Annotated in this window: 17 protein-coding genes, 1 tRNA gene and 3 pseudogenes; 15 read left to right on the forward strand and 6 right to left on the reverse strand. The window is 55.7% G+C overall.

The genetic code is table 11. The features are described 5' to 3' along the window. Positions 1–79: 79 nt before the first annotated feature. The 7 genes from argH (at position 80) to ABNV41_RS07065 (ending at position 8,855) form a co-directional block, all read left to right on the forward strand. The gene (gene argH / locus ABNV41_RS07035; protein WP_050819516.1) at positions 80–1,528 is read left to right on the forward strand and encodes an argininosuccinate lyase; all 1,449 of its coding nucleotides are present in this window, start codon (positions 80–82) and stop codon (positions 1,526–1,528) included. A 3-nt stretch (positions 1,529–1,531) separates the two neighbouring features. Then, positions 1,532–1,675, forward strand: a complete 144-nt coding sequence (locus ABNV41_RS07040; protein ID WP_019089984.1) for a hypothetical protein — start codon at positions 1,532–1,534, stop codon at positions 1,673–1,675. A 116-nt stretch (positions 1,676–1,791) separates the two neighbouring features. After that, positions 1,792–3,135 carry a diaminopimelate decarboxylase gene (gene lysA, locus ABNV41_RS07045; protein ID WP_050819515.1) on the forward strand — a complete coding sequence of 448 codons (1,344 nt, stop codon included), beginning with the start codon at positions 1,792–1,794 and terminating at the stop codon, positions 3,133–3,135. Continuing rightward, the gene (locus ABNV41_RS07050; RefSeq protein WP_050819514.1) at positions 3,132–5,933 is read left to right on the forward strand and encodes a DUF4175 domain-containing protein; all 2,802 of its coding nucleotides are present in this window, start codon (positions 3,132–3,134) and stop codon (positions 5,931–5,933) included. The genes lysA and ABNV41_RS07050 overlap by 4 nt, the downstream gene beginning before the upstream one ends. Positions 5,934–6,021: 88 nt before the next feature. After that, a complete protein-coding gene (galE, locus tag ABNV41_RS07055; RefSeq protein WP_012812739.1) occupies positions 6,022–7,008 on the forward strand; it encodes a UDP-glucose 4-epimerase GalE in 987 nt (328 codons plus the stop codon). A gap of 16 nt (positions 7,009–7,024) precedes the next feature. Beyond that, entirely contained in the window at positions 7,025–7,759 is a 735-nt protein-coding gene (locus ABNV41_RS07060; RefSeq protein ID WP_196332634.1) for a serine protease, read from the forward strand. A gap of 112 nt (positions 7,760–7,871) precedes the next feature. Beyond that, a complete protein-coding gene (locus ABNV41_RS07065; protein ID WP_349934510.1) occupies positions 7,872–8,855 on the forward strand; it encodes a zinc-dependent alcohol dehydrogenase family protein in 984 nt (327 codons plus the stop codon). A gap of 15 nt (positions 8,856–8,870) precedes the next feature. Here ABNV41_RS07065 and ABNV41_RS07070 read toward each other — a convergent pair whose 3' ends face one another. Continuing rightward, complete coding sequence (locus ABNV41_RS07070) at positions 8,871–9,203, reverse strand: helix-turn-helix transcriptional regulator (RefSeq protein ID WP_050819512.1); 333 nt, start codon at positions 9,201–9,203, stop codon at positions 8,871–8,873. 96 nt (positions 9,204–9,299) lie between these two features. On the opposite strand from ABNV41_RS07070, the gene ABNV41_RS07075 reads away from it, so the two are divergent. After that, a complete protein-coding gene (locus ABNV41_RS07075; RefSeq protein WP_050819511.1) occupies positions 9,300–10,391 on the forward strand; it encodes an NADH:flavin oxidoreductase/NADH oxidase in 1,092 nt (363 codons plus the stop codon). A 59-nt stretch (positions 10,392–10,450) separates the two neighbouring features. On the opposite strand, the gene panB is transcribed toward ABNV41_RS07075, so the two are convergent. Further along, positions 10,451–11,269, reverse strand: a complete 819-nt coding sequence (gene panB / locus ABNV41_RS07080) for a 3-methyl-2-oxobutanoate hydroxymethyltransferase (RefSeq protein ID WP_012812736.1) — start codon at positions 11,267–11,269, stop codon at positions 10,451–10,453. Positions 11,270–11,454: 185 nt separating this feature from the next. Here panB and ABNV41_RS07085 point away from each other — a divergent pair. Together ABNV41_RS07085 and ABNV41_RS07090 are read left to right on the forward strand one after the other, a co-directional pair. Further along, a tRNA-Tyr gene (locus ABNV41_RS07085) sits at positions 11,455–11,540 on the forward strand. 313 nt (positions 11,541–11,853) lie between these two features. Beyond that, complete coding sequence (locus ABNV41_RS07090; protein ID WP_230844486.1) at positions 11,854–12,132, forward strand: hypothetical protein; 279 nt, start codon at positions 11,854–11,856, stop codon at positions 12,130–12,132. 345 nt (positions 12,133–12,477) lie between these two features. Here the strand turns inward: ABNV41_RS07090 and ABNV41_RS07095 are convergent, their stop codons facing one another. Together ABNV41_RS07095 and ABNV41_RS07100 are read right to left on the reverse strand one after the other, a co-directional pair. Then, the gene (locus tag ABNV41_RS07095; RefSeq protein WP_050819510.1) at positions 12,478–13,017 is read right to left on the reverse strand and encodes a hypothetical protein; all 540 of its coding nucleotides are present in this window, start codon (positions 13,015–13,017) and stop codon (positions 12,478–12,480) included. Positions 13,018–13,208: 191 nt separating this feature from the next. Further along, entirely contained in the window at positions 13,209–13,835 is a 627-nt protein-coding gene (locus ABNV41_RS07100; protein ID WP_050819509.1) for a TetR/AcrR family transcriptional regulator, read from the reverse strand. A gap of 88 nt (positions 13,836–13,923) precedes the next feature. On the opposite strand from ABNV41_RS07100, the pseudogene ABNV41_RS07105 reads away from it, so the two are divergent. Next, positions 13,924–14,517, forward strand: a pseudogene (locus ABNV41_RS07105) (aldehyde dehydrogenase family protein); the annotation flags it as partial. A 261-nt stretch (positions 14,518–14,778) separates the two neighbouring features. Here ABNV41_RS07105 and ABNV41_RS07110 read toward each other — a convergent pair. Together ABNV41_RS07110 and ABNV41_RS07115 are read right to left on the reverse strand one after the other, a co-directional pair. After that, positions 14,779–15,707, reverse strand: a pseudogene (locus ABNV41_RS07110) (IS110 family transposase). Between the two features lie 261 nt (positions 15,708–15,968). Further along, positions 15,969–17,354: an IS1380-like element IS1380A family transposase gene (locus ABNV41_RS07115; RefSeq protein ID WP_349934511.1), complete on the reverse strand. Its 1,386-nt coding sequence runs from the start codon at positions 17,352–17,354 to the stop codon at positions 15,969–15,971. Positions 17,355–17,524: 170 nt separating this feature from the next. Here ABNV41_RS07115 and ABNV41_RS07120 point away from each other — a divergent pair, with 170 nt between their 5' ends. From ABNV41_RS07120 to ABNV41_RS07135, 4 genes and pseudogenes are all read left to right on the forward strand, one after another. Continuing rightward, positions 17,525–18,547: an IS110 family transposase gene (locus tag ABNV41_RS07120; RefSeq protein WP_050818395.1), complete on the forward strand. Its 1,023-nt coding sequence runs from the start codon at positions 17,525–17,527 to the stop codon at positions 18,545–18,547. Positions 18,548–18,823: 276 nt separating this feature from the next. Further along, positions 18,824–19,675 (forward strand): annotated as a pseudogene (locus ABNV41_RS07125) (aldehyde dehydrogenase family protein); the annotation flags it as partial. A 159-nt stretch (positions 19,676–19,834) separates the two neighbouring features. After that, complete coding sequence (locus ABNV41_RS07130) at positions 19,835–20,734, forward strand: delta(1)-pyrroline-2-carboxylate reductase family protein (RefSeq protein ID WP_050819507.1); 900 nt, start codon at positions 19,835–19,837, stop codon at positions 20,732–20,734. 116 nt (positions 20,735–20,850) lie between these two features. Then, positions 20,851–21,501 carry an oxygen-insensitive NAD(P)H-dependent nitroreductase NfsB gene (locus tag ABNV41_RS07135; protein WP_050819506.1) on the forward strand — a complete coding sequence of 217 codons (651 nt, stop codon included), beginning with the start codon at positions 20,851–20,853 and terminating at the stop codon, positions 21,499–21,501. Positions 21,502–21,627 lie beyond the last annotated feature (126 nt).

Here is a 21,627-nt window from a genome sequence, read left to right on the forward strand (position 1 = left end):
CATCTTTGCATCCGCGCCGCGGCAGTATAAGCCAACGCCTGAGCACATCTTACGCAGCAGGACGGAATTAGGGCCTAAAATGTCTCTGAACAGCCAGAACAGCACGGAAACGGAAAACCAGAAAAACGCCAATGTCCAGTGGGGCGGGCGGTTTGCCGGTGGCCCTTCTGAGATTATGCAGGCCATTAATGCCTCCATCGGCTTTGATAAGGTGATGTGGAAGCAGGATATTGCCGGCTCCCTCGCCCATGCCGCCATGCTGGCGCATGTGGGCATTATCTCCAAGGATGATGAAGCCACCATCCGCAAGGGGCTGACAGAAATCGGGCAGGAAATTGCGGCTGGCAACTTCCCCTTTTCCGAAGCGCTGGAAGATATTCACATGAATATCGAAGCCCGCCTGTCTGACCGGATTGGTGAAGCCGGAAAACGCCTGCACACCGCCCGCTCCCGCAATGATCAGGTTGCAACAGATTTCCGCCTGTGGGTGCGTGATGCCATTGATGGGCTGGACCAGCAGGTTGCCGCCCTAATGCGCTCCCTCGCCCGCCGGGCAGCAGAACACGCCGCCACCCCCATGCCGGGCTTTACCCACCTGCAAACCGCACAGCCCGTAACATTCGGCCACCACCTGATGGCGTATGTGGAAATGCTGGCGCGTGACCGGGGCCGTCTGGCAGATACACGCAAGCGCCTGAACGAATGCCCGCTGGGTTCTGCCGCGCTGGCTGGCACATCCTTCCCCATTGATCGGAAGATGACCGCCGAACTGCTGCATTTTGACCGCCCCACCGCCAATTCTCTGGATTCTGTCTCCGACCGTGATTTTGCGCTGGAATATCTTTCTGCGCTGTCCATCATGGCCATGCATCTTTCCCGCATGGCGGAAGAAATTGTAATCTGGTGCTCCTCACCTTTCTCCTTCATTCGCCTTTCAGATGCGTTCACCACCGGCTCTTCCATCATGCCGCAAAAGCGCAACCCGGATGCAGCAGAACTGGTGCGCGCCAAAACCGGCCGCATAACCGGCAGCCTTGTCAGCCTGCTGACGGTGATGAAAGGCCTGCCACTGGCCTACGCCAAGGATATGCAGGAAGATAAGGAACCCGTGTTTGAAGCCACGGATGCCGCAGCCCTCTCCCTTGCCGCATGTGATGGCATGGTGCGGGATATGACAGCCAACACCGCCCAGATGCGTGCACTGGCAGGTTCCGGCTATTCCACCGCCACCGATATTGCAGACTGGCTGGTGCGGGTGCTGAAAGTGCCTTTCCGCACTGCCCACCACGTAACTGGCCGCCTAGTGGCCAAGGCCGAAGAAAAAGGCGTGGGGCTGGCAGATCTGACATTGCAGGAAATGCAGGCAGAAGAACCCGGCATTACAGATGATATCTATTCGGTTCTCAGCGTAGATGCCTCCATTGCCTCACGCACTAGCGAAGGCGGCACCGCACCGGGCAACGTAAGCGCACAGGCACAGCGCTGGCTGAAAGCTCTGGGTGCAGAACCCACCGCAGCGGGGCAGTAAACCATGAATTACCGCCTGATTTTTGGCCTTGCGCTGGCCACCATCTTGTTTCTGCCTTTGGCAGCCTGCGGCAAAAAGGGCACGCCACATCAGCCCGGCCCGCAAAATAAAATTACCTACCCGCGGATGTACCCACCGGATGAATAAGACCACAGTGCGCATTATATTGGTTTGATACTGCACCGCACTTCGTAACCAGCCATGCCGAGTTTTTCTTGGCGTGGCCTCCTGCTCCTCTTTTACAATCAGGGCTTTTACGCCTCATGGCCGAAACACCTGTTTATACCGATGCCGACCCAACACTGGCAGAACTGTTAAAAACACACCCGCAGCTTACGGTTGACCCCACCTGTGGGCTGATGCTGGAAGGCGTGGCCCTGAACGCCATAGCTGATTCTGTTGGCACGCCCTGCTGGGTGTTGGGGGCTGGCACGCTGCGCGCACGTATGCGGCGCATGCACACCGCCATGCACAATGCCGGGCTGGATGTTTCCATCCACTATGCCGTGAAAGCCAATGACCATCTGGCCATTCTTACCCTGATCGGTCAGGAAGGTTTTGGGGCGGATATTGTAAGCGGTGGTGAACTGGCACGCGCCCTAAAGGCCGGTATTCCGGCAAGCCGCATTGTGTTTTCCGGCGTTGGCAAAACAGATGCCGAACTGGAGCAGGCCATTAGCCACGGCATTGGCCAGATTAACGTGGAAAGCGCGGAAGAGCTGGAAGCTATTTCTGCCATTGCCAGCAAGCTGGGCAAGCAGGCCACCATTACGCTGCGCGTAAACCCGGATGTGGATGCCAAAACCCACGCCAAAATTACAACCGGGTTGGCGGCCAACAAATTTGGCATTCCGTTTCAAGATGCCGCAGCACTGTATGCTCATGCATTCACCCTTTCCGGTGTGCAGCCTGTTGGGTTTGCCACCCATATTGGCAGCCAGATTTTAACCACGGCTCCTTATCGTGCAGCCTATGCCCGCGTGGCGGAACTGGTGCGCACCGTGCGCGCCGCCGGCAATGCCGTAAGCGTTGTGGATTGTGGCGGCGGCCTTGGCATTTGCTACCGCAATGAAACCGAAGGCCAGCCCGAAGCCCTTGCCGGTGCCATTAAGGCAGAACTGGGTGATCTGGGCGTAAAGCTGGCTATTGAGCCGGGGCGCTGGCCCATTGGCCCGGCTGGTGTGCTGCTGAGCAGCGTGATCCTGCGTAAGGCACAGGGCATGGATGTGCCCTTTCTTGTGCTGGATACAGCCATGAACGAACTGCTGCGCCCCAGCATGTATGATGCATGGCACGGTATTCTGCCGCTGGCACCGCAGGCGTTCAGCCAGCCTGTTTCTCTGGCCCATGTGGTTGGCCCTGTTTGCGAAAGTGGAGATACATTTGCGCGGGACAGGCTTTTGCCCCCGCTGGCACGCAATGCACGTATAGCCCTTCTGGATACAGGCGCGTATGGTGCGGTTATGAGCTCCACCTACAACAGCCGCCCGCTTGCCGCAGAAGTTCTGGTTGAAGATGGCCAGTGGCAGGTGATACGCCAAAGGCAGAGTGTTGAAGAACTGTGGCAGGATGAAACTGTGCCCTCCCACCTTGCCAAAGCCACATGAACCAAGGCGGTCTGCACCAATCCCTGACCGCCTCCACCGCTGAGGATGGAGCGCTGGCGGAGCGCCTTGCCACCGCACGCCGCCACACCACCATTGTTTTGCGGATAGAACGGTTGTGGCCTGCGTTGCAGCCCACTCTTGCCCTGCTGGGTATTTATTGCGTGGCGTCTTTGCTGCGTATTCCTCAGCACCTGCCAGATGGTGTGCGGCTGCTGCTGGTGGCAAGTTGGCTGAGCTTATGTGGCTGGCGGCTGCACAAGGATGTTGAAAACCTTGTACCCCCCACCTCAAGCGAGGTTGATCGGCGGATTGAACAGGCATCCGGCCTCCGCAACCGCCCCCTTGCTACGCTAACGGACCACCCTGCGGGCACAGCCTCGCAAAGTTCCAGCACCTTATGGCAAGCACATCAACAGCGCATTCTGGCATCACTCGGCACGTTGCGGGCCGCTTGGCCGCGCCTTTGGCCACAAGGCCGCACACGGCAAATTGGCGCTTGGGTATTGGTGGCAGCCCTTGCTGGCACCGCCGGGCTTGCGGGGGCCTCCGCGCCGGGGCGTATTCTTGCCGGGTTTATTCCGGGGCGGGATGATCCTGATGTTCCCTTCCCACGCGTAGAGGCATGGATAACCCCACCCTCTTATGCGCCAGATGCCCCGGTTTTTCTGGGCAATATCAAAACGCCACCCCAAACCCCGCAAGGGGCGCACCTCACCGCTATTGTTACAGGCTTGGCCTCCCACCCCACCTTGCGGGAACAGGGCGGCATGGTGCTGCATGATGCCACACGCCATAAGCTGGATGCCCATAGCTGGAAGCTGGATGTGGTGTTGGAGCATTCTGGCACCGTACGCCTTACAGGCCGTGGCCGCACATTGGCCCAATGGCCTGTTACCGTTCTGCCGGATGCAGACCCTAGCGTAAAATGGGGGCCTAACCCCGGCTCTCCCCGCAAGGAAGAATGGCGCACACTTCTGCCGTATGAGGCCAGCCATGCCTATGGTTTGGCATCCCTTAAGGTAGAGTTGCATCTGGCACATGCCAAACATGGGCCAGAACGCGTGCTTACCATTCCCCTGCCTCTTGTTGGGCACCCCAAATCTGTAAAAGGCGCTATCAGCCCAGATCTGTCGGAAGACCCGTGGGCGGGTGAAACCGTAATCGGCCGGGTGGTTGCCACCTCTGTCAGTGGGCATGAAGGCAAAAGCGCTTCTGCCTCATTCCGCATGGGCGCACGCACCTTCCATTCCCCCATTGCTCGCGCTTTGCTGGATGTACGCAAACGCTTTGCTCTGGGGCAGGAAAGCCGGCAGGATGCGGCATCAGATCTGGAAGCACTGGCCGATGCCCCCGGCCCCGTGCGTGAACATACCGGCATGTTGCTGGCACTCAGCAGCGTGGTGGCCATGCTGGATGACAGTCTGACAGACACCGCCACTGCCCGCGCAGGCGCCACAAACCTGCTGTGGGATCTGGCGCTGGATATAGAAGACCGCCGTAATGGGGATGATGCCAGTGCTCAAGCCTCTATTGATGTGCGTGCGGCCCAAGCCGCTGTGGCACAGCAACTCCAGCACATACGCCAGGATGGGCAGCAAGGGCAACAGGCCCAGCAGGAACTGGAAGATAGGTTAAAAACCCTGCAAAGCGCCATCAGCCGTAAAATGCAGGCACTGGCCAACCAGGCCATGAAAGATCATACGGTTATTCCCGATCTTCCGGGCTTTACCAGCGCGGGTAATCAGGCTTTTTCCCGCCTGATGCGTCAGCTTCAGTCCGATGCCACCAATGGCCATGCGGATGAAGCGCTCAAGCGTTTGCAGGATATGGAAAACGCCACCGAGCGCATGCGCAACGCCACACCGCAGGATATGGCAAACTTGGCGCAGCAGATGTTGGCACAGCAGAAAATGCGTGAACAGGCAGCCGCCCTGCATGATCTGGCCAGCAAACAAACTGCCTTGTTGGACCATGCGCAATCTCGCCTTGATGAAAACCTGAAAGCGCAGGCCCAAAAGCAAAGTGATCTGGCAGACGATGGTGATGGTGAGGCCGATTACGCCAACATGCCCACATCCGAACTGTTGCGCCGTTTAGGCCTGCCCATGCCGCCGGGTTCGGAAAACGCACCGGCCGCGCCACCCCCTCCGCCCACGCAGCCCGAAACGCCACCAGCCATGCCCGACCCTGCCAAAGCAGAGGCACAGGCAGCAGCCCGCCGCAATGAACGCGCCATGCAGCATGCACTGGAACACGCGCTGGATGAGCTGAAAGACGAATTTAAGGATCTGACAGGCAAAACCCCCGCCGCTTTTGATGAAGCCCGCAAAAGCATGCAGGATGCCCGCAAGGCGCTGGCCGATGGAGATGATGCCGCCGCCGCCAATGCTGAAGAAAAAGCATTGGAAGCCCTGCGCAAAACCCGCCAACAAATGCAGGATGCCGTTAAGGGCAATGGCAAAAACAGTATCCCCAGCTTTTTGCCTGCGCTTGGCAGCCCATCTGATGGATCTTCCGGCTCTGGCAGTGCATCCGATGGGCAGAATGGTTCTGGCACACCGTCTGATTCCTCAGAAAATCAGGAGGAAGAAGACCAACAGGGCGGCAAGCGCGATCCGCTGGGCCGCAAACTGGGTGAAGGCAAGGATCAGACCGAGGATGATTCCACCCACATTCCAGATAACGTGGCCCGCCAGCGCGCCAGAGAAATTGAGCAGGAACTCAGGCGGCGAGATTCAGACCGCACCCGTCCGCAGCAGGAACTGGATTACCTTGACCGTTTGCTCAAACCGTTCTGAAACAGGGACTGAGCAAAATATTCTATCCGACTCATTAACAAGGTAGCCGGATATAACTTTTTACATTGCACGGAGCGAAAGAGAGAGTATGGCACGTTTTCTGGTAACTGGTGGCGCCGGATATGTTGGCAGCCACGTTGTGCTTGCCCTGCTGGATGATGGGCATGACGTTGTTGTGCTGGACAACCTGCGCACTGGCCATCGCGCTGCCGTGCCTGATCAGGCCACTTTTGTGCAAGGTGATATTTCAGACATTGCCTGTCTGGATAAAGTTCTTTCCTCCGGCCCGTGGGATGGCATTTTGCATTTTGCAGCACTTTCTCTGGTGGGAGAAAGCATGCAGAACCCCATGATGTACATGACAGCCAATGCAGGTTACGGCTTTGGCCTGATTGATGCCTGTGTGCGCCATGGTGTGAAACGCTTTGTGTTTTCCTCTACCGCCAACCTGTTTGGTTCCGCCGGGGAAGGCCCGATTAACGAGGATGCCCCCATCAACCCCGGCTCCCCTTATGGTGAGAGCAAATATATGGTGGAACGCGCCCTGTACTGGGCAGATAAAATTCATGGTCTGAAAAGTGCGTGCCTGCGGTACTTCAACGCTGCCGGGGCAGATCCCGCTGGCCGTGCGGGGGAAGACCACCGCCCCGAAACGCACCTGATCCCGCTGGTTATTGATGCCGCCCTGAAGCGCCGCCCAGCCCTTACCCTGTTTGGTGAGGACTACCCCACGCCAGATGGCACCTGCATCCGTGATTATGTGCATGTTACAGATCTGGCGCGTGCCCATCTGGCCGTATTGCCGTTGCTGAATGATAAAAGCGTGGTGTTTAACGTTGGCACAGGGCGCGGCAATTCCAACCGTGAAATTATTGATGCCGTAGGCCGCGTGAGCAATCTGGAAGTGCCCTGGCAGGCTGGCCCGCGCCGTGCCGGTGATCCGGCCAGCTTGGTTGCCAGCCCTGCCCGCCTGATGGAAGCAACCGGTTGGGCACCAGAGTTTACGGATATTGATCGGATTGTGGAAACAGCCTTCAACTGGCGCAAAAACCACCCGCAGGGTTATGGCGCGTAACCTTCTTTTTTCCTGCATGGTGGCATTTGCCGCTGCCATGCAGGCTACCTTTACAGGCCATGCAGCCTTGGCAGAAGGCCCTGCCTATCGCACGCATCTGGCTGGTGTAGGGCTACATGATCCGCGCCAAAGAGTGGATGCCACGCAGCCCCCTTGGTCTGCCGTGGGGCGTGTGCAAACAGAACTGGGCAGCAGATGCACTGGTTTTCTGATTGCGCCTAACGTGGTGGAAACCGCCGGGCACTGCCTGTGGCTGAGCCATGTGCGTGGGTTTGTGCAGCCCCAGAGCGTGCATTTTTTACGTGCCTATACGGGGGAGCATTACATGGCCCACGCCCGTGCTGTGCAAATTATTATCCCCCCCGGTTACAGAACGGATCAGGAAAGCAATAGCGGCGGGTTAGACCACGCCACGCTTATTCTGGACCATGCCATTGCCAAGCCGGATGAGGTTTTTCATATTGATACCCCATTACAGGCCCTAACACCCGGCATGCCTGTTGTATTGGGTGGGTATGAACAAAATCAACCTGATATTATTACCGCTGATCAGAACTGCCATTTTTTAAATACAACCCAAGATGAGGGCGGTAACCCTTTACTGGTGCATGATTGTGCTGGCACGCATGGCAGCAGTGGTGCGCCCCTGCTGTTTCATAATCAGGCCGGGTGGCACGTTATTGGCGTGCAGGTGCAGGCATTTACCAATGGCGCAGGCGGCCGCGCCGTGCCTCTTTTAAGCCAGAACTAAAAAACACGCCCTTAAACTGCGACAGATCAAAGACAGCCCATATTCCCCTGCGCAGGGTAGGCTTCGTTCTGGTAGAAATACCAAGGTTTGATACCGCAGAAAGGAAACCTCCATGTTTGCCATGCGTCTGCACCAGCCCAAAACACCCTTGCAATGGGAGGAAGTGCCAGACCCGGTGCCCGGCCCCGGTGAAATTCGGGTAAAAGTGCTGGCCTGCGGTGTGTGCCGCACAGATTTGCTCGTGGTAGATGGAGACCTCACACACCCCAAGCTGCCCATTATTCCCGGCCACGAAATTGTCGGGCGGATTGATCAGATTGGCTCTGGCGTTACTTCTTTATCTGTTGGGCAGCGCGTGGGTATTCCGTGGCTTGGGCACACATGCGGGCACTGCTTTTATTGCAGCGATCATCATGAAAACCTGTGTGACCACCCCGTATTTACCGGATACACGCGAGATGGCGGTTACGCCACAATGGCCGTGGCCGATGCGCGTTTTGCCTTCCCTCTAGGGGAAGAAGGATCGGACGTAGAAGTAGCGCCCCTATTGTGCGCCGGGCTTATTGGCTGGCGTTCCTTGGTAAAAACCGGAAATGCGCAAAAAGTGGGGTTATATGGCTTTGGTGCTGCGGCCCATATTATTGCGCAGGTTCTGGTCTGGCAGAAAAAGCAGGTTTACGCCTTTACCCGCCCTGGTGATGCAAAAACCCAAGCCTTTGCGCGCGAATTAGGGGCCACATGGGCCGGAGGTTCTGACGAACTGCCGCCTGAACAACTGGATGCCACCATTATTTTTGCACCTGTAGGCGCCTTGGTGCCCGCAGCCCTTAAAACCCTGCGCAAAGGCGGGCGCGTAGTATGCGCAGGCATCCATATGAGCGAAATACCCGCCTTTTCTTATGATATCTTGTGGGAAGAGCGCGAAATTGTTTCCGTTGCCAATCTCACCCGTCAGGATGGGTTGGATTTTCTGTCCATCGCGCCCAAAATTGGCATTCACACCACCACAACCACATACGCCTTGAAAGACGCCAACAAGGCGCTGGATGATTTACGGCATGGGCGGTTTGATGGTGCCGCCGTGCTGGTGCCCTAAGCCCAGATCAATATATCAAGCCGGTTGCGGAGCAGACATTTCCTCTTGCTCCGCAGCGGCCAGAATAGCTACCAGCAGGCCGGGAAAACGCGCTTCCATATCCTGCAAACGCAGGCTGTTCATATGCGTCACGCCCACAACTTCCGTGCGCAACAAACCAGATTTACGCAGCACCGCAAAATGGTGCGAGATAGAAGATTTAGGCCGCCCATCCTGCAATGGTGCACAGGCCTGAGGCTGATGCTGCATCAGCTTTTGCACAACAGAAAGCCGAAAAGGGTCTGCCAGCGCGTGCAGAATACCCGCCAGTTGGAACTCTTCGGGGGCAGGATGATCATACTGCTTCATGAGTTGTGCCTAAGCCCTTAACTCTTGCCTTCAGGATTAGTTCGATTATAGTCGAACTAATGGTCGTGCAGACCTGATCCGTAACGGAGACTACGCATGCCGACACTGTTTGATACCTATACCCTTAAAGATATTACCTTGCGCAACCGTATTGTGGTTGGCCCCATGTGCCAATACACGGCGCAAGAAGGCGTGCCGAATGATTGGCACAGCGTGCATTACCCCACACTGGCCCGTGGTGGTGCAGCGCTTGTTGTGGTAGAAGCCACAGCCGTTTCCCCCGAAGGGCGCATTACCCCCAACTGCCTTGGCTTATGGAATGATGAGCAAGCCGCAGCTTTTGCCCCTATTACAGCAGCTATTAGCAAAGCAGGCGCTGTGCCGGGCATCCAGCTTGCCCATGCCGGCCGCAAAGCCAGCGCACACGTGCCGTGGGAAGGTGATGACCATATTCCGGAAGCAGACCCGGCAGGATGGCAACCCATTGCCCCTTCTCCCATAGCATTTGGGGCCAACCTGCCCCGCGTGCCCACGGAAATGACATTGGATGACATTGCCCGTGTAAAAGCCGATTTTGTGCGTGCCGCAGAACGTGCGCGAGATGCCGGGTTTAAATGGCTGATGCTGCATTTTGCCCACGGTTATCTGGCGCAAAGCTTTTGGTCCACCCACTCCAACAAACGTACAGATCAGTATGGTGGATCTGCTGAAAACCGCGGCCGCTTTTTGCTGGAAACGCTGGAAGCCGTGCGCGCTGTATGGCCCGAAAACCTACCTCTTTCTGCGCGCTTTGGCGTGATTGAATTTGACGGGCAGGATGAGCAAACTCTGGCGGAATCCATTGCCCTTGTTGAGAAAATGAAAGGTGTAGGCCTGGATTTTCTGGATGTCAGCATCGGGTTTTCCACGCCCACCGCCAACATTCCATGGGGTTCCGGGTTTATGGCTCCGTATGCTCAGCGCGTAAAACAGGAAGCTGCGCTGCCTGTCACAACCTCATGGTACATTAGCGAAGGCCGACAGGCTGATGCACTCATCCGCACAGGTGCGCTGGATCTGGTAACGCTTGGTCGTCCCTTACTTGCCAACCCGCACTGGCCGTATGAAGCCGCACGCACTTTGCATGTAAAAGATGCCGGAAAAGTTCTGCCACCTTCTTACGGGTGGTGGCTGGCGCGTTATCAGTAACGCAGAATTACGCACTTGTTCCGGGCTCTGCCTCAGATGCCCGGAACAAGGTGGAAAACTTATTTTTTCTCTGGCATTCCCACACATTCCGCCGGGCCGGGAAAGCTGCGGTTGCGCACGGCCTGCGCGTATGCAGCGGCTGCCTGCTCAACTTCCTTGCCCAGATCAGCAAATTTCCTCACAAACCTGGGTGTGAAATCCGGGAACAACCCCAGCATATCTTCGGTTACCAATACCTGCCCGCCACATGCGGGAGAAGCCCCAATGCCAATGGTGGGGATATGCAAGATTTCGCTAATCTTGCGGGAAAGTGGCTCCATTGTGCTTTCAATCACCACCGCCCACGCGCCAGCGTTTTGCACGGCACGCGCATCCGCCAAAATCTGTTCGGCTTCATCACCACGGCCAACGGTGCGGAAACCACCATGCGCATGCACAGCCTGCGGTTTCAGCCCAATATGCCCCACAACCGGAATACCGCGCTGCACCAAAAACTGAATGGTCTCGGCCATTTCCTGCCCACCTTCCAGCTTTACGCATCCGGCACCGGTTTGCGCCATAATCTGCGCCGCCACCCGGAACGCTTGCTGCGGGCTTTCCTGATAACTGCCAAAAGGCATATCCACCGCCACACAGGCCCGCTGGCTGCCCCGCACAACAGCCTGACCATGCGCTATCATCATTTCCGGCGTAACGGCCAAGGTAGACTCCATGCCGTACACCACCATGCCCACAGAATCCCCCACCAGCAGCAGATCACAATGCGCATCCAGCAAGCGGGCCATGGGGGCCGTATAAGCGGTAAGAGACACGATAGGAGCATCCAGCGCCGCCAAAGATCGCGGTGTGTGCCGCTTGACTGTTTGATGTCTGCTCACGCGTATTCTCTCCTTGTTTCAGTTCAGGATCGTGGATCAAAAAGTGGGGGCAGCTTTCCTCTATCCCCTTCGGCTGTCCAGCCCTGCCATGGCCCGAAGCAGAGCAAAACCACAAAAAGAAAAAGAATGTCCTTCAAAGCATTGACAACACTTCTCCAACCCTTTAGATCACGGCTCAACAAATCGGAGGGATGCCCGAGTGGCTAAAGGGGGCGGACTGTAAATCCGCTGGCGTACGCCTACGTTGGTTCGAATCCAACTCCCTCCACCATTTTTCTTAAAAATATTCAATAAAAACAAAAAGATAGCGGTCGCTTATTAAGCGTTACCCCTCTTAAAACAATCAGCATAAACACTTACAAAATCAGTATCTTATCTTTTGCATGCTCCAATCATGCAACCTAGATGCGGGTCTTCCCTGTCGAATGGATAGGGAGCCACAAACCTGCGGCAATGCTTATCCCATTCCTAGCCTTGTGCCATTAACCATTGAGAACTGGGGTTCCCAAATATAAGGCAAGGTCGCTTGGCCTGGTCCGAAGATGGCACGACGAGGCTATGCTTCTGCTGGAAGGACGATATTGATGATGCGCGCTCTCCTGAGCCTGATTTGTGCCATCTGTATCGGCGGCACCGCACACGCGGACGCCAAGCCGGTGTCTTTGGAGGAGCAGTCTTACAACGGCAATACGATGTTCAACGAGGAGCTTGATGGAAAAGCGTTTCTCAATGGGCGGTTGATCGGGCGTGTCGGGCGTGTTGCGACCTGTGTATCGGCGGTCTGGACCCGCAGTGGCGGCGTCGGATCGCCACTGCGGCGCGACCTGCTGGAATGGGACAAGATGTTTAATGGCGAACCCTGAACCAAGGCTCAGTCTTACTATTTGACGTTCGTCTATACTGACCATCGGAGCGACGATGTCGTATCCATGCCTCTTATGGCGCATCCAGACTATTTTGAAGATACGGCTGCTGTCACCCTCTTATCATGCCAACCAAAACGACATCATCGCAAGTGACGATCTTTGCGCTGGGCGATCCGACCGGAAACATAACGCCCGGCGAGTCTTAATGTGCGGTAACACCGCAAAAACGATATACTGAATGGTGCTGACGATCATTCACGACACTCCGCAGCCCATTCCTCCATCAGCGGACGTCGCAAATCCAGAATGTGTTCTATACGCCCGCGTATGCGCCCTGATGTTTTATTTAAAGCGGCATGCCTCATCCACTGTAGGTGCTTCTGCTAACTGAATCACCATCAGCGTTACCGGGCCAGACGTTACATTCCCGCCCAAGTGTCCTTTATGCCCCTGCGCATCAGGAAGTGTTCTTTGGTCTTCACCTAAAGATATATCCCCCGGTCCCATTTCAACACGCGTGCCATCCATTGCCTGAACAAACCATGTGCCCTTCAGTGGAATAATCCACTGCACCTTGGGGTCAGTATGCCATGCGCCGTTCCAATGATCGGGCTGCACTGTTGAAATAATTTGCACCTCTCCTTTGGAAAGCACGTCTGACCACTGAGGGGCCGCAGGCTTGTTCATTGTCTTGAGGGTGTAATGATGGAATGGGCACTTTGTCATATGGCTTATGCCGTTATGGTCTGCCCAGTTGTGCCAGTAATAGGTGGTGGGCGGCTTTTCTGGCTGATTCTGGGCTGTATCCTGAGCGCACACGGTATTTGCACTCAACGGCAGAAGACCAACAAGCACCAGTCCGGCAATTATGCGCTGCACCATACTCTTCCTTTGCCTGTTACCGTATAAAACACCTTATCGGCCCATAAGTTTCTTTCAATACAACACGCAAGTTTCCGGGAAAGGCAAGACAACCCCACTGGTTTCTAAAGAAAACATCACGGTAAAGACTGCAACTTTTTGGAAATTTGCAGCATATAACGATGCAGCGGCATAAAGACGGCGTGAAAGGTCTATGCCTTCTGTTGGGTGCTTACTCCACAACACATACCATCCAGCAACACCTCCAGCGCGGCTGAAATCGGGGCGGCCCCGACCTTTTCCTCAAGTAATTGATTGCTGATTGCCAGCATAGCCAGACCATGCACCTGTGCCCAACTTGCCGCCGCCTGCGCATTTATGGCAACGGCCCGGAAACTGCCATCCCGCTGCCCCTCTTCCAAAAGCTGTAGAAGAAGCCCGAAGGTACTCATAGCTGCATCATGCAGTTGGAAATCTACTGTTTTATCTGCATCGGAACTAAACATCAGACGATAAAGTCCGGGATTGTGGAGGGCAAACTCAATACAAGCCTGTGCTCCAGCAAGAAACTTCTCTCTTACGGAAAAAGTGCCTGATACCATGGCCTGCGTCATGCTCTGCCCAAGCTGAACAAAGCCGATGCGCGCCAGTTCACGCAAAAGCGCCTCCTTATCCCGGAAATGCTTGTAAGGGGCTGCATGGCTAACACCCGTGCGCCGCGCCACTTCCCGCAAAGTAAAAGCCCAGTTCTGGTCTGCTGCCAGCATGGCGAGTGCTGTGTCGATCAGGGCGCGACGTAAATCACCATGATGATAAGGGCGGTTTGTGGTTTCACTCATTCGTGAGGCTCATGTTTACAGAAGAAACTTTCGTTGACACCAAACTATTATGGCTCATACCCTGCCTGCATAAGTTTCTCCTGTAAACATGGAGCGCACAATGCCTGATGTTACTTCTGCCGATCTGCGCCGCATTCTTGATCATCAACGCGCCACGTTTCTACGCGCCGGACCACCGGATCTGAAACAGCGACGGGCTGATCTACGCCGCCTTAAAGCTGAAATCCTTAAGCGACGCATTAACATCGTGCGTGCTCTGAAAACCGATTTTGGCCAGCGCTCAGAACGGGAAAGCGCCATTGTGGAGCTCATCCCGCTTGTGCAGTCGATCAATTATATGATCCGGCATGTCGGGCACTGGATGAAGCCGGAGTGTCGGCATATAGCGGCCTATTTCCAGTGCGGGAAAGCATGGGTGGTGCGCCAGCCTATCGGGGTTGTCGGCATTATTGCACCGTGGAACTACCCGGTTTCCCTCGCCCTTGTGCCACTGGCTACAGCCATTGCTGCGGGCAACCGCGCCATGCTGAAGCCATCGGAATTCACTCCAGCTACATCGGCAGTGATTGGCGAAATCGTGCAGGCTGTCTTTCCGCCGGATCAGGTCTCTGTTGTGACGGGAGATGGTGAAGTTGGGGCTGCGTTTTCAGCCCTACCCTTCGACGCGGATTTCTTCTGTGGTTACCGTCCGTTATGCAAGAGTTTTCTGACCAATATTGACGTGTGATCGTGTGCGGTCTTCTGTAAGGCCTGTTGATGTGGCCTTTCAGAAGCCACTGGCCGGTATGGTGATCAGCGGATCAGATCCAAATCTCACAGGCGTGCTTTAAAGCACAGAGAAATCCACTGGTTTTTCCGATCCGGATCAAACGATCATGCGCCCATTCAGGTCATCGCCCTCTCACACCCCTACCGGTTCCATCCGCGGGAGCCGAGCCATCGCTCAGGCTGCCAGGGACAGGGCCGGATCCCGATAATCCTCCTGTTTTGTTGCCATGGCCCAGATGGCTCGTGCCATCCTGTTGGCCAGCGCAATGGCTACCAGCATACGGGGCTTGCGGGCCAGCATCCGTGCCAGCCAGCTTCCCGGTGCAGGGGCCTTACGGCTGGCCCAGTTCACCTGGGTCATGGCGCCCATGATGAGAAGCCTGCGGATATCAGCCTGCCCGGCTTTTGATATCTTCCCCAGCCTTTCCTTTCCGCCAGATGAGAACTGACGGGGCACCAGCCCCAGCCACGCAGCAAAGTCGCGCCCGCGCCGGAAGCTCTGCAGGTCAGGCGCAAAAGCTTCAATCGCAAGAGCGGTCAGAGGACCCACTCCAGGCATGCTCTGCAATCTGCAGGTGTTTTCACTTTCCTGGGCAAGCATCCTGATCTTCTTTGTTCTGACATCAATCCGCACACTCTGCTCCGAAATCTGTCGCAGCAGATCAAGGCATTCCTGCTTCACAGCCTCTGGCAGAACCGCCTCATCCAGCATGGTTTCAATGTGTCTGATATGCGCAATCCCCTGTGGCACGACGAGACCGAATTCATACAGAACGGCACGCAGGGCATTCACCAGTTCCGTGCGCTGGTGCACCAGACGCTGCCGGGCCCGGAAAAGAACGCCACGCGCCTGCTGCGCTTCAGTGCGTGGTTCGACAAAGCGCATTTCCGGCTGCCGGGCCGCAATGACGATCGCTTCCGCATCAGCAGCATCGTTCTTCTGGCGCTTCACGAAAGGCTTCACATACTGCGGAGCGATCAGTCTGACCTCGTGACCAGCTCCTGCCAGTTCGCGAGCCCAGTAATGCGCGCTCCCGCACGCGAAGCTCCATGAACCTGGAAAATGTTCTTTGCCAGATCAACGCCTATCACTGTATCCTTCATCTGCCGTCCTTTCGCGCAGTCGTTTCTTCCAACGACCATTCTGGCACATTGCGATGCCGTGCGGGGAGGACGGCAACCACCCCATCTCACACTTGAGGCAATTTCGGGTCATTTTGTAGAATTCAGTCATCCCACAGGAGCCCGATCTGGAATATTGACGATATTCTGCTTCTGGCGGCGGGTTCTGAACGCAGTGAGGGTGTCACGGCCTGAGAAGGCAGTGTTGGTGGAAGCTATGTGGTCTGTGCACTGTCTGTTTCTTCAGATGGCCTGCCGGAGCCTTCGCAATCGTGCATGAGCGAGGGCGAATTCATGCTGACAGGGGAACATGTCCGGCATGGACAGGACAATCCGACGGACGCTGAGCGTTACACGTGTCGCGATTTTGAGCAGCCGTGCGCGTATGGTGCCACAGGTCGCCGTCTCCAGGCTGGTCTGGCCAAGGGCCAGTCTTTGCAGAGCGGTCAGCAGGACATAGGCTGCGGCCGAGAACCACAGCCGGAGCTGGTTGGCCCGGATGGTGTGGGACGAGGTCCTGTCTGAGAACAGATCCATCTGGCATTCCTTGATGCGGTTTTCCATATCCCCGCGTGCGCAGTAAATCTGTTCGTAGAGATGGCGGGGGTCGGACATTCCCTGCGGTAGCGTGGTGACAATGAAGCGATGATAGCGGTTGCCGTGGCGCCATTCGGCCTTGGCCACGACCCGCCTGCGGCGCGTCCAGCTGTCCTTTGTGATCCAGTCAAAGGAGGCGAAACCGCGCGCAGCTCTGCCTGTCGTGGCGGCTTCGTCACGAACCTCAGCGGACAAAGAGGCAATCCGGTCATACAGGCGGGTGTTGCCTGCAAGCCCGAACAGGAAGTCAACGTGGTTGTCTTCGCACCATGTCATCAGACTGTCCCGGGCGAAACCGCTGTCCCCACGCACCAGGATACGCACCCGAGGCCAACGGCTCCTGATCTGCTCCACGATCCGGCGGATGTCTGCCAGTGCTTCCTTCCCCGGGTCCCTGTCTGCCGTGCGCAGGGTGGCGCTCAGGAGATGGTCTCCGCAGAAGATGTATAACGGCAGATAGCAGTTATGGCCGTAATATCCATGAAAGGCGCGGCCTTCCTGATGGCCATGGATACGGTCATCGGTGGCATCCACATCCAGAACGATCCGGGCGGGTGCGTGCTCATGCTGGTCAAGGAAGAGCGTGACGAACAGGGTAGCCAGGGCCTCATGATCAGCAATGATCCGACAGTAACGATCTGCCTTGTGCCCACTGCGCTCCAACCGGTTCAGTGTAGATTTGCCAGCCAATGCTGCGCAGTTTGCCCGGCCTCCTGACAGACGACCCGAGGCCAGACCAAAGATCAGGTCATGCCGCAGGGCATCGTGATCATTGAGATCTTCATAGCCCAGTGCCAGGCCCATGATCCGCTGACGGACAAGGTCTTCAACCCGGTATTCCACAAAGCCGGGATGCCGCTTATCGCGAAAACAGGCAGCAAAGCGGCGGCTGAGCCCCAGAATGTCATCAGCCTGCTTCACCAGAATGACGCCCCCATCCGAACTCATGCGACCCCCGTCAAAACGGGCCACAACACGCCGTCCACAGGAGGCTGGAAACTCATACGCGCCTGCGCTACACTCTGTCTGCATCGGGTTTTCTTATAGCTTACGAAAATTTCTTTTGTGCAAAACAGACTTTTTCATAATCTAACCCGATGTACAACCCTTCTGTGAGATGGGGTGGTTGCCGTCCTCCCCGCACGGCATCGCAATGTGCCAGAATGGTCGTTGGAAGAAACGACTGCGCGAAAGGACGGCAGATGAAGGATACAGTGATAGGCGTTGATCTGGCAAAGAACATTTTCCAGGTTCATGGAGCTTCGCGTGCGGGCGAGGTGATGTTTCGCAAAAAGCTGCGTCGTCAGCAGTTTATGCAGTTCATGGCCACGCAGCCGCCTGCTCTGGTCGTTCTTGAAGCGTGCGGGAGCGCGCATTACTGGGCTCGCGAACTGGCAGGAGCTGGTCACGAGGTCAGACTGATCGCTCCGCAGTATGTGAAGCCTTTCGTGAAGCGCCAGAAGAACGATGCTGCTGATGCGGAAGCGATCGTCATTGCGGCCCGGCAGCCGGAAATGCGCTTTGTCGAACCACGCACTGAAGCGCAGCAGGCGCGTGGCGTTCTTTTCCGGGCCCGGCAGCGTCTGGTGCACCAGCGCACGGAACTGGTGAATGCCCTGCGTGCCGTTCTGTATGAATTCGGTCTCGTCGTGCCACAGGGGATTGCGCATATCAGACACATTGAAACCATGCTGGATGAGGCGGTTCTGCCAGAGGCTGTGAAGCAGGAATGCCTTGATCTGCTGCGACAGATTTCGGAGCAGAGTGTGCGGATTGATGTCAGAACAAAGAAGATCAGGATGCTTGCCCAGGAAAGTGAAAACACCTGCAGATTGCAGAGCATGCCTGGAGTGGGTCCTCTGACCGCTCTTGCGATTGAAGCTTTTGCGCCTGACCTGCAGAGCTTCCGGCGCGGGCGCGACTTTGCTGCGTGGCTGGGGCTGGTGCCCCGTCAGTTCTCATCTGGCGGAAAGGAAAGGCTGGGGAAGATATCAAAAGCCGGGCAGGCTGATATCCGCAGGCTTCTCATCATGGGCGCCATGACCCAGGTGAACTGGGCCAGCCGTAAGGCCCCTGCACCGGGAAGCTGGCTGGCACGGATGCTGGCCCGCAAGCCCCGTATGCTGGTAGCCATTGCGCTGGCCAACAGGATGGCACGAGCCATCTGGGCCATGGCAACAAAACAGGAGGATTATCGGGATCCGGCCCTGTCCCTGGCAGCCTGAGCGATGGCTCGGCTCCCGCGGATGGAACCGGTAGGGGTGTGAGAGGGCGATGACCTGAATGGGCGCATGATCGTTTGATCCGGATCGGAAAAACCAGTGGATTTCTCTGTGCTTTAAAGCACGCCTGTGAGATTTGGATCTGATCCGCTGATCACCATACCGGCCAGTGGCTTCTGAAAGGCCACATCAACAGGCCTTACAGAAGACCGCACACGATCACACGTCAATATTGGTCAGAAAACTCTTGCATAACGGACGGTAACCACAGAAGATTTCCGCGTCGATCATATCCTGTTCACCGGCAGCACGGCAGTTGGAAAGAAAGTGGCTGAAGCCGCGGCGCGCAATCTCACCCCCGTCACCCTTGAGTTGGGCGGCAAATCTCCCGTCGTGATCGAGCCCGGTTTTTCCATGCAGCGGGTGGCAGGCCGCGTGGCATTTGGCAAGCTCACCAATGCCGGGCAAACCTGCATTGCCCCAGATTATGCAATGGTGCATGAAAGCCAACAGCAGGCTTTTGCCGCCGCCTATCAGGCAGCCGTAAAAAAGCTGCATCCCGGCGGTTATGTGGGGTCTCCCGATTATACAGCCATTCTTAACCAGCATCATTATACACGGCTTAGCGGCCTGATCCGTGATGCGGAGGAACAGGGCGCGCAGGTTATCCGAATGGGAAGCGATTCCGCCGCCAACCATGTGCTTGCACCGGTTCTGATACTTAACGCCAAACCTGAAATGGCGGTTATGCAGGAAGAAATTTTCGGACCCGTTTTGCCTGTGCTGACCTACAAAAATCTTGATGAAGCCATTGCTTTTATCAACGCACGCCCCAGACCTTTGGCTTTGTATTACTTTGGAGAAAAACACGCTGAACAAAACAGACTTTTGCAACGCACGGTTTCAGGAAACGTAACCATAAACGGCACATTGCTGCATTACGTGCAGGACGCCCTGCCATTTGGCGGTGTGGGAGAAAGCGGTATTGGAGCCTATCACGGAAAAGAAGGTTTTATGGCCCTTACGCATGCCCGTGGCATTTACAAGCAGGGGCGCTTTAATGCCGCAACGCTGCTTCAGCCCCCATTCAACAAACTGACTGATACCATCACCAATCTGCTCCTGCGATAATAACGCCACAAACAACAAGACTGAGCATTATTCAGCAATGTTCTAAAGTGTTTGTGCCATACCCGAGTGAAAATTGGCGGTTCCATCCTTGACGCTTATTGCACAGCAGAGTGCAATAAGCGTCACACTCCCTGAACTAAACTATGGAACACGCCTTACATGAAATATTACGGTGCGCCAGAAACGCAGGCACTTTTACCATTTCCTGCATTGGTAGACCTGTTGGCCCGTACGGTGCGCGATTACGCACATGGGGCCATTACATGCCCGCCGCGCACTGTTGTTCCCACGCAAGATGGCAACGGCACGCTTATGTGCATGCCAACCGTGGCGGAAGATTTAATTGCCACAAAAATACTCACAATTTTTGGCAAAAATGCCGTGCAGCACCTGCCCACCATACAGGGCATGATTACATGCGCTGATGCACATAATGGGCGCTTCCTTTTCAATCTGGATGGCCCCACCGTAACAATGCGTCGCACATCAGCCATGAGCATGCTGGGTATTCGTACGTTTGCTTCTGGCCCTGTAAATCGGGTGTTGATTATTGGCACAGGCACGCAAGCCCTTGCTCATGTAGAGGCGCTCTCTGCCTTACATCCGGGCATTGAGGTTGCAATTCGTGGCCGCACCCCAGAACGGGCGGAACATTTTTGTAAGCAACATGCAACATCCCTTCTGACGCTACGCCCGGAAGCCCCCAAAGAAACACCGTTTAATGTTGTTATCACCACCACAGCCAGCACTACGCCCATTTATGATGGCAAAGCCGACCCGCATTGCCTTGTTATTGGCGTAGGCGCTTACCGCCCCGATATGGCAGAAATTGCGCCACAGATTGTACGCGCCAGCCAGCTTTATGTGGATGACCCGATTGGCGCCCCAACAGAAGCCGGGGATATTCTGCAAGCAGGAGTAAACTGGAACAACGTGCACGCTCTGGCAGAAGCGCTGGATATGCCACCAGATTTCACACATCCCATATTCTTTAAATCCGTAGGATGTGCTGTTTGGGATCTGGCAGCATGCCGTGTGGCGCACACCATGTTATCATGACCATTTCTGCTTCATATGTTTCGGCATAGCATCCATTAACGAAAGCGGCGTGACCTTTTGAGGCCACGAAGTTACGCTTACAAATACCCCATTGCATAAAGCTGAGGAGAACAGCCGTGACGCTTCTTGAAACTCTTACCCACCGGCACACCACCAAAGCTTACGATAAAACCCGTAAAATTCCGGCAGATATTTTTACCCAGTTACAAGAAGCCCTGCGCTACAGCCCATCTTCCGTAAACTCTCAGCCGTGGCACTTTTTTGTTGCTGACAATGATGAAGGCAAAGCCCGCATTGCCAAGGCCACAAGCGGCCCGTTTGCCTTTAATGCGCCGCGCGTTATGGATGCCTCGCATGTTATCGTGCTGAGTTCACGCACCAGCCTGCCACCTGCATATCTGCAAGATATTACTGAACAGGAACAGAAAGACGGCCGCTTTGCAGATGAAGCCACCAAAATATCCATTACCAAAGGGCGGAATGGTTTTGTGGGGCTGCATGAGCAAATGGGCGATGTGGCAACCTGGGCACAAAAGCAGACATATATTGCACAAGGTTTTCTGCTGCTTTCAGCCGCACTTCTTGGAGTGGATGCAACACCCATGGAAGGTTTTGATGCTGCCATTCTGGATAAGGAACTGGGCTTGAAAGAAAAAGGGCTTGCTCCGGCTGTTATTGTCTCACTCGGCTATCATTCCGATGCAGATTTCAACGCTAAACTGCCCAAGTCGCGTTTGCCAGAAAAAAGCCTGTTCACGCATCTCTAAAAAACACGGCGGAAGGGTCTGCTACATGCAGGCCATCCGCCGTAATTTATTTTAGTTTTTCAGATTAATCGCACCGTAAACAGAAACTTTTTAAGTATTTTCCAGTAGATACTCAGAAAATACGCC

Source organism: Acetobacter sp. A11-2, assembly GCF_040208445.1.
Classification (GTDB): domain Bacteria; phylum Pseudomonadota; class Alphaproteobacteria; order Acetobacterales; family Acetobacteraceae; genus Acetobacter; species Acetobacter oryzoeni.

What these genes read in the sequence shown, in the direction of transcription:
- galE (WP_012812739.1), top strand. Translation starts at nt 6,022, where the DNA reads ATGGCACGTTTTCTGGTAACTGGTGGCGCCGGATATGTTGGCAGCCAC.
- ABNV41_RS07060 (WP_196332634.1), top strand. Translation starts at nt 7,025, where the DNA reads ATGGTGGCATTTGCCGCTGCCATGCAGGCTACCTTTACAGGCCATGCA.
- ABNV41_RS07070 (WP_050819512.1), bottom strand. Translation starts at nt 9,203, where the DNA reads ATGAAGCAGTATGATCATCCTGCCCCCGAAGAGTTCCAACTGGCGGGT.
- ABNV41_RS07095 (WP_050819510.1), bottom strand. Translation starts at nt 13,017, where the DNA reads ATGGTGCAGCGCATAATTGCCGGACTGGTGCTTGTTGGTCTTCTGCCG.
- ABNV41_RS07040 (WP_019089984.1), top strand. Translation starts at nt 1,532, where the DNA reads ATGAATTACCGCCTGATTTTTGGCCTTGCGCTGGCCACCATCTTGTTT.
- ABNV41_RS07115 (WP_349934511.1), bottom strand. Translation starts at nt 17,354, where the DNA reads ATGCAGACAGAGTGTAGCGCAGGCGCGTATGAGTTTCCAGCCTCCTGT.
- ABNV41_RS07075 (WP_050819511.1), top strand. Translation starts at nt 9,300, where the DNA reads ATGCCGACACTGTTTGATACCTATACCCTTAAAGATATTACCTTGCGC.
- ABNV41_RS07130 (WP_050819507.1), top strand. Translation starts at nt 19,835, where the DNA reads ATGAAATATTACGGTGCGCCAGAAACGCAGGCACTTTTACCATTTCCT.
- ABNV41_RS07090 (WP_230844486.1), top strand. Translation starts at nt 11,854, where the DNA reads ATGATGCGCGCTCTCCTGAGCCTGATTTGTGCCATCTGTATCGGCGGC.
- ABNV41_RS07065 (WP_349934510.1), top strand. Translation starts at nt 7,872, where the DNA reads ATGTTTGCCATGCGTCTGCACCAGCCCAAAACACCCTTGCAATGGGAG.
- argH (WP_050819516.1), top strand. Translation starts at nt 80, where the DNA reads ATGTCTCTGAACAGCCAGAACAGCACGGAAACGGAAAACCAGAAAAAC.
- lysA (WP_050819515.1), top strand. Translation starts at nt 1,792, where the DNA reads ATGGCCGAAACACCTGTTTATACCGATGCCGACCCAACACTGGCAGAA.
- ABNV41_RS07050 (WP_050819514.1), top strand. Translation starts at nt 3,132, where the DNA reads ATGAACCAAGGCGGTCTGCACCAATCCCTGACCGCCTCCACCGCTGAG.
- ABNV41_RS07100 (WP_050819509.1), bottom strand. Translation starts at nt 13,835, where the DNA reads ATGAGTGAAACCACAAACCGCCCTTATCATCATGGTGATTTACGTCGC.
- ABNV41_RS07120 (WP_050818395.1), top strand. Translation starts at nt 17,525, where the DNA reads ATGAAGGATACAGTGATAGGCGTTGATCTGGCAAAGAACATTTTCCAG.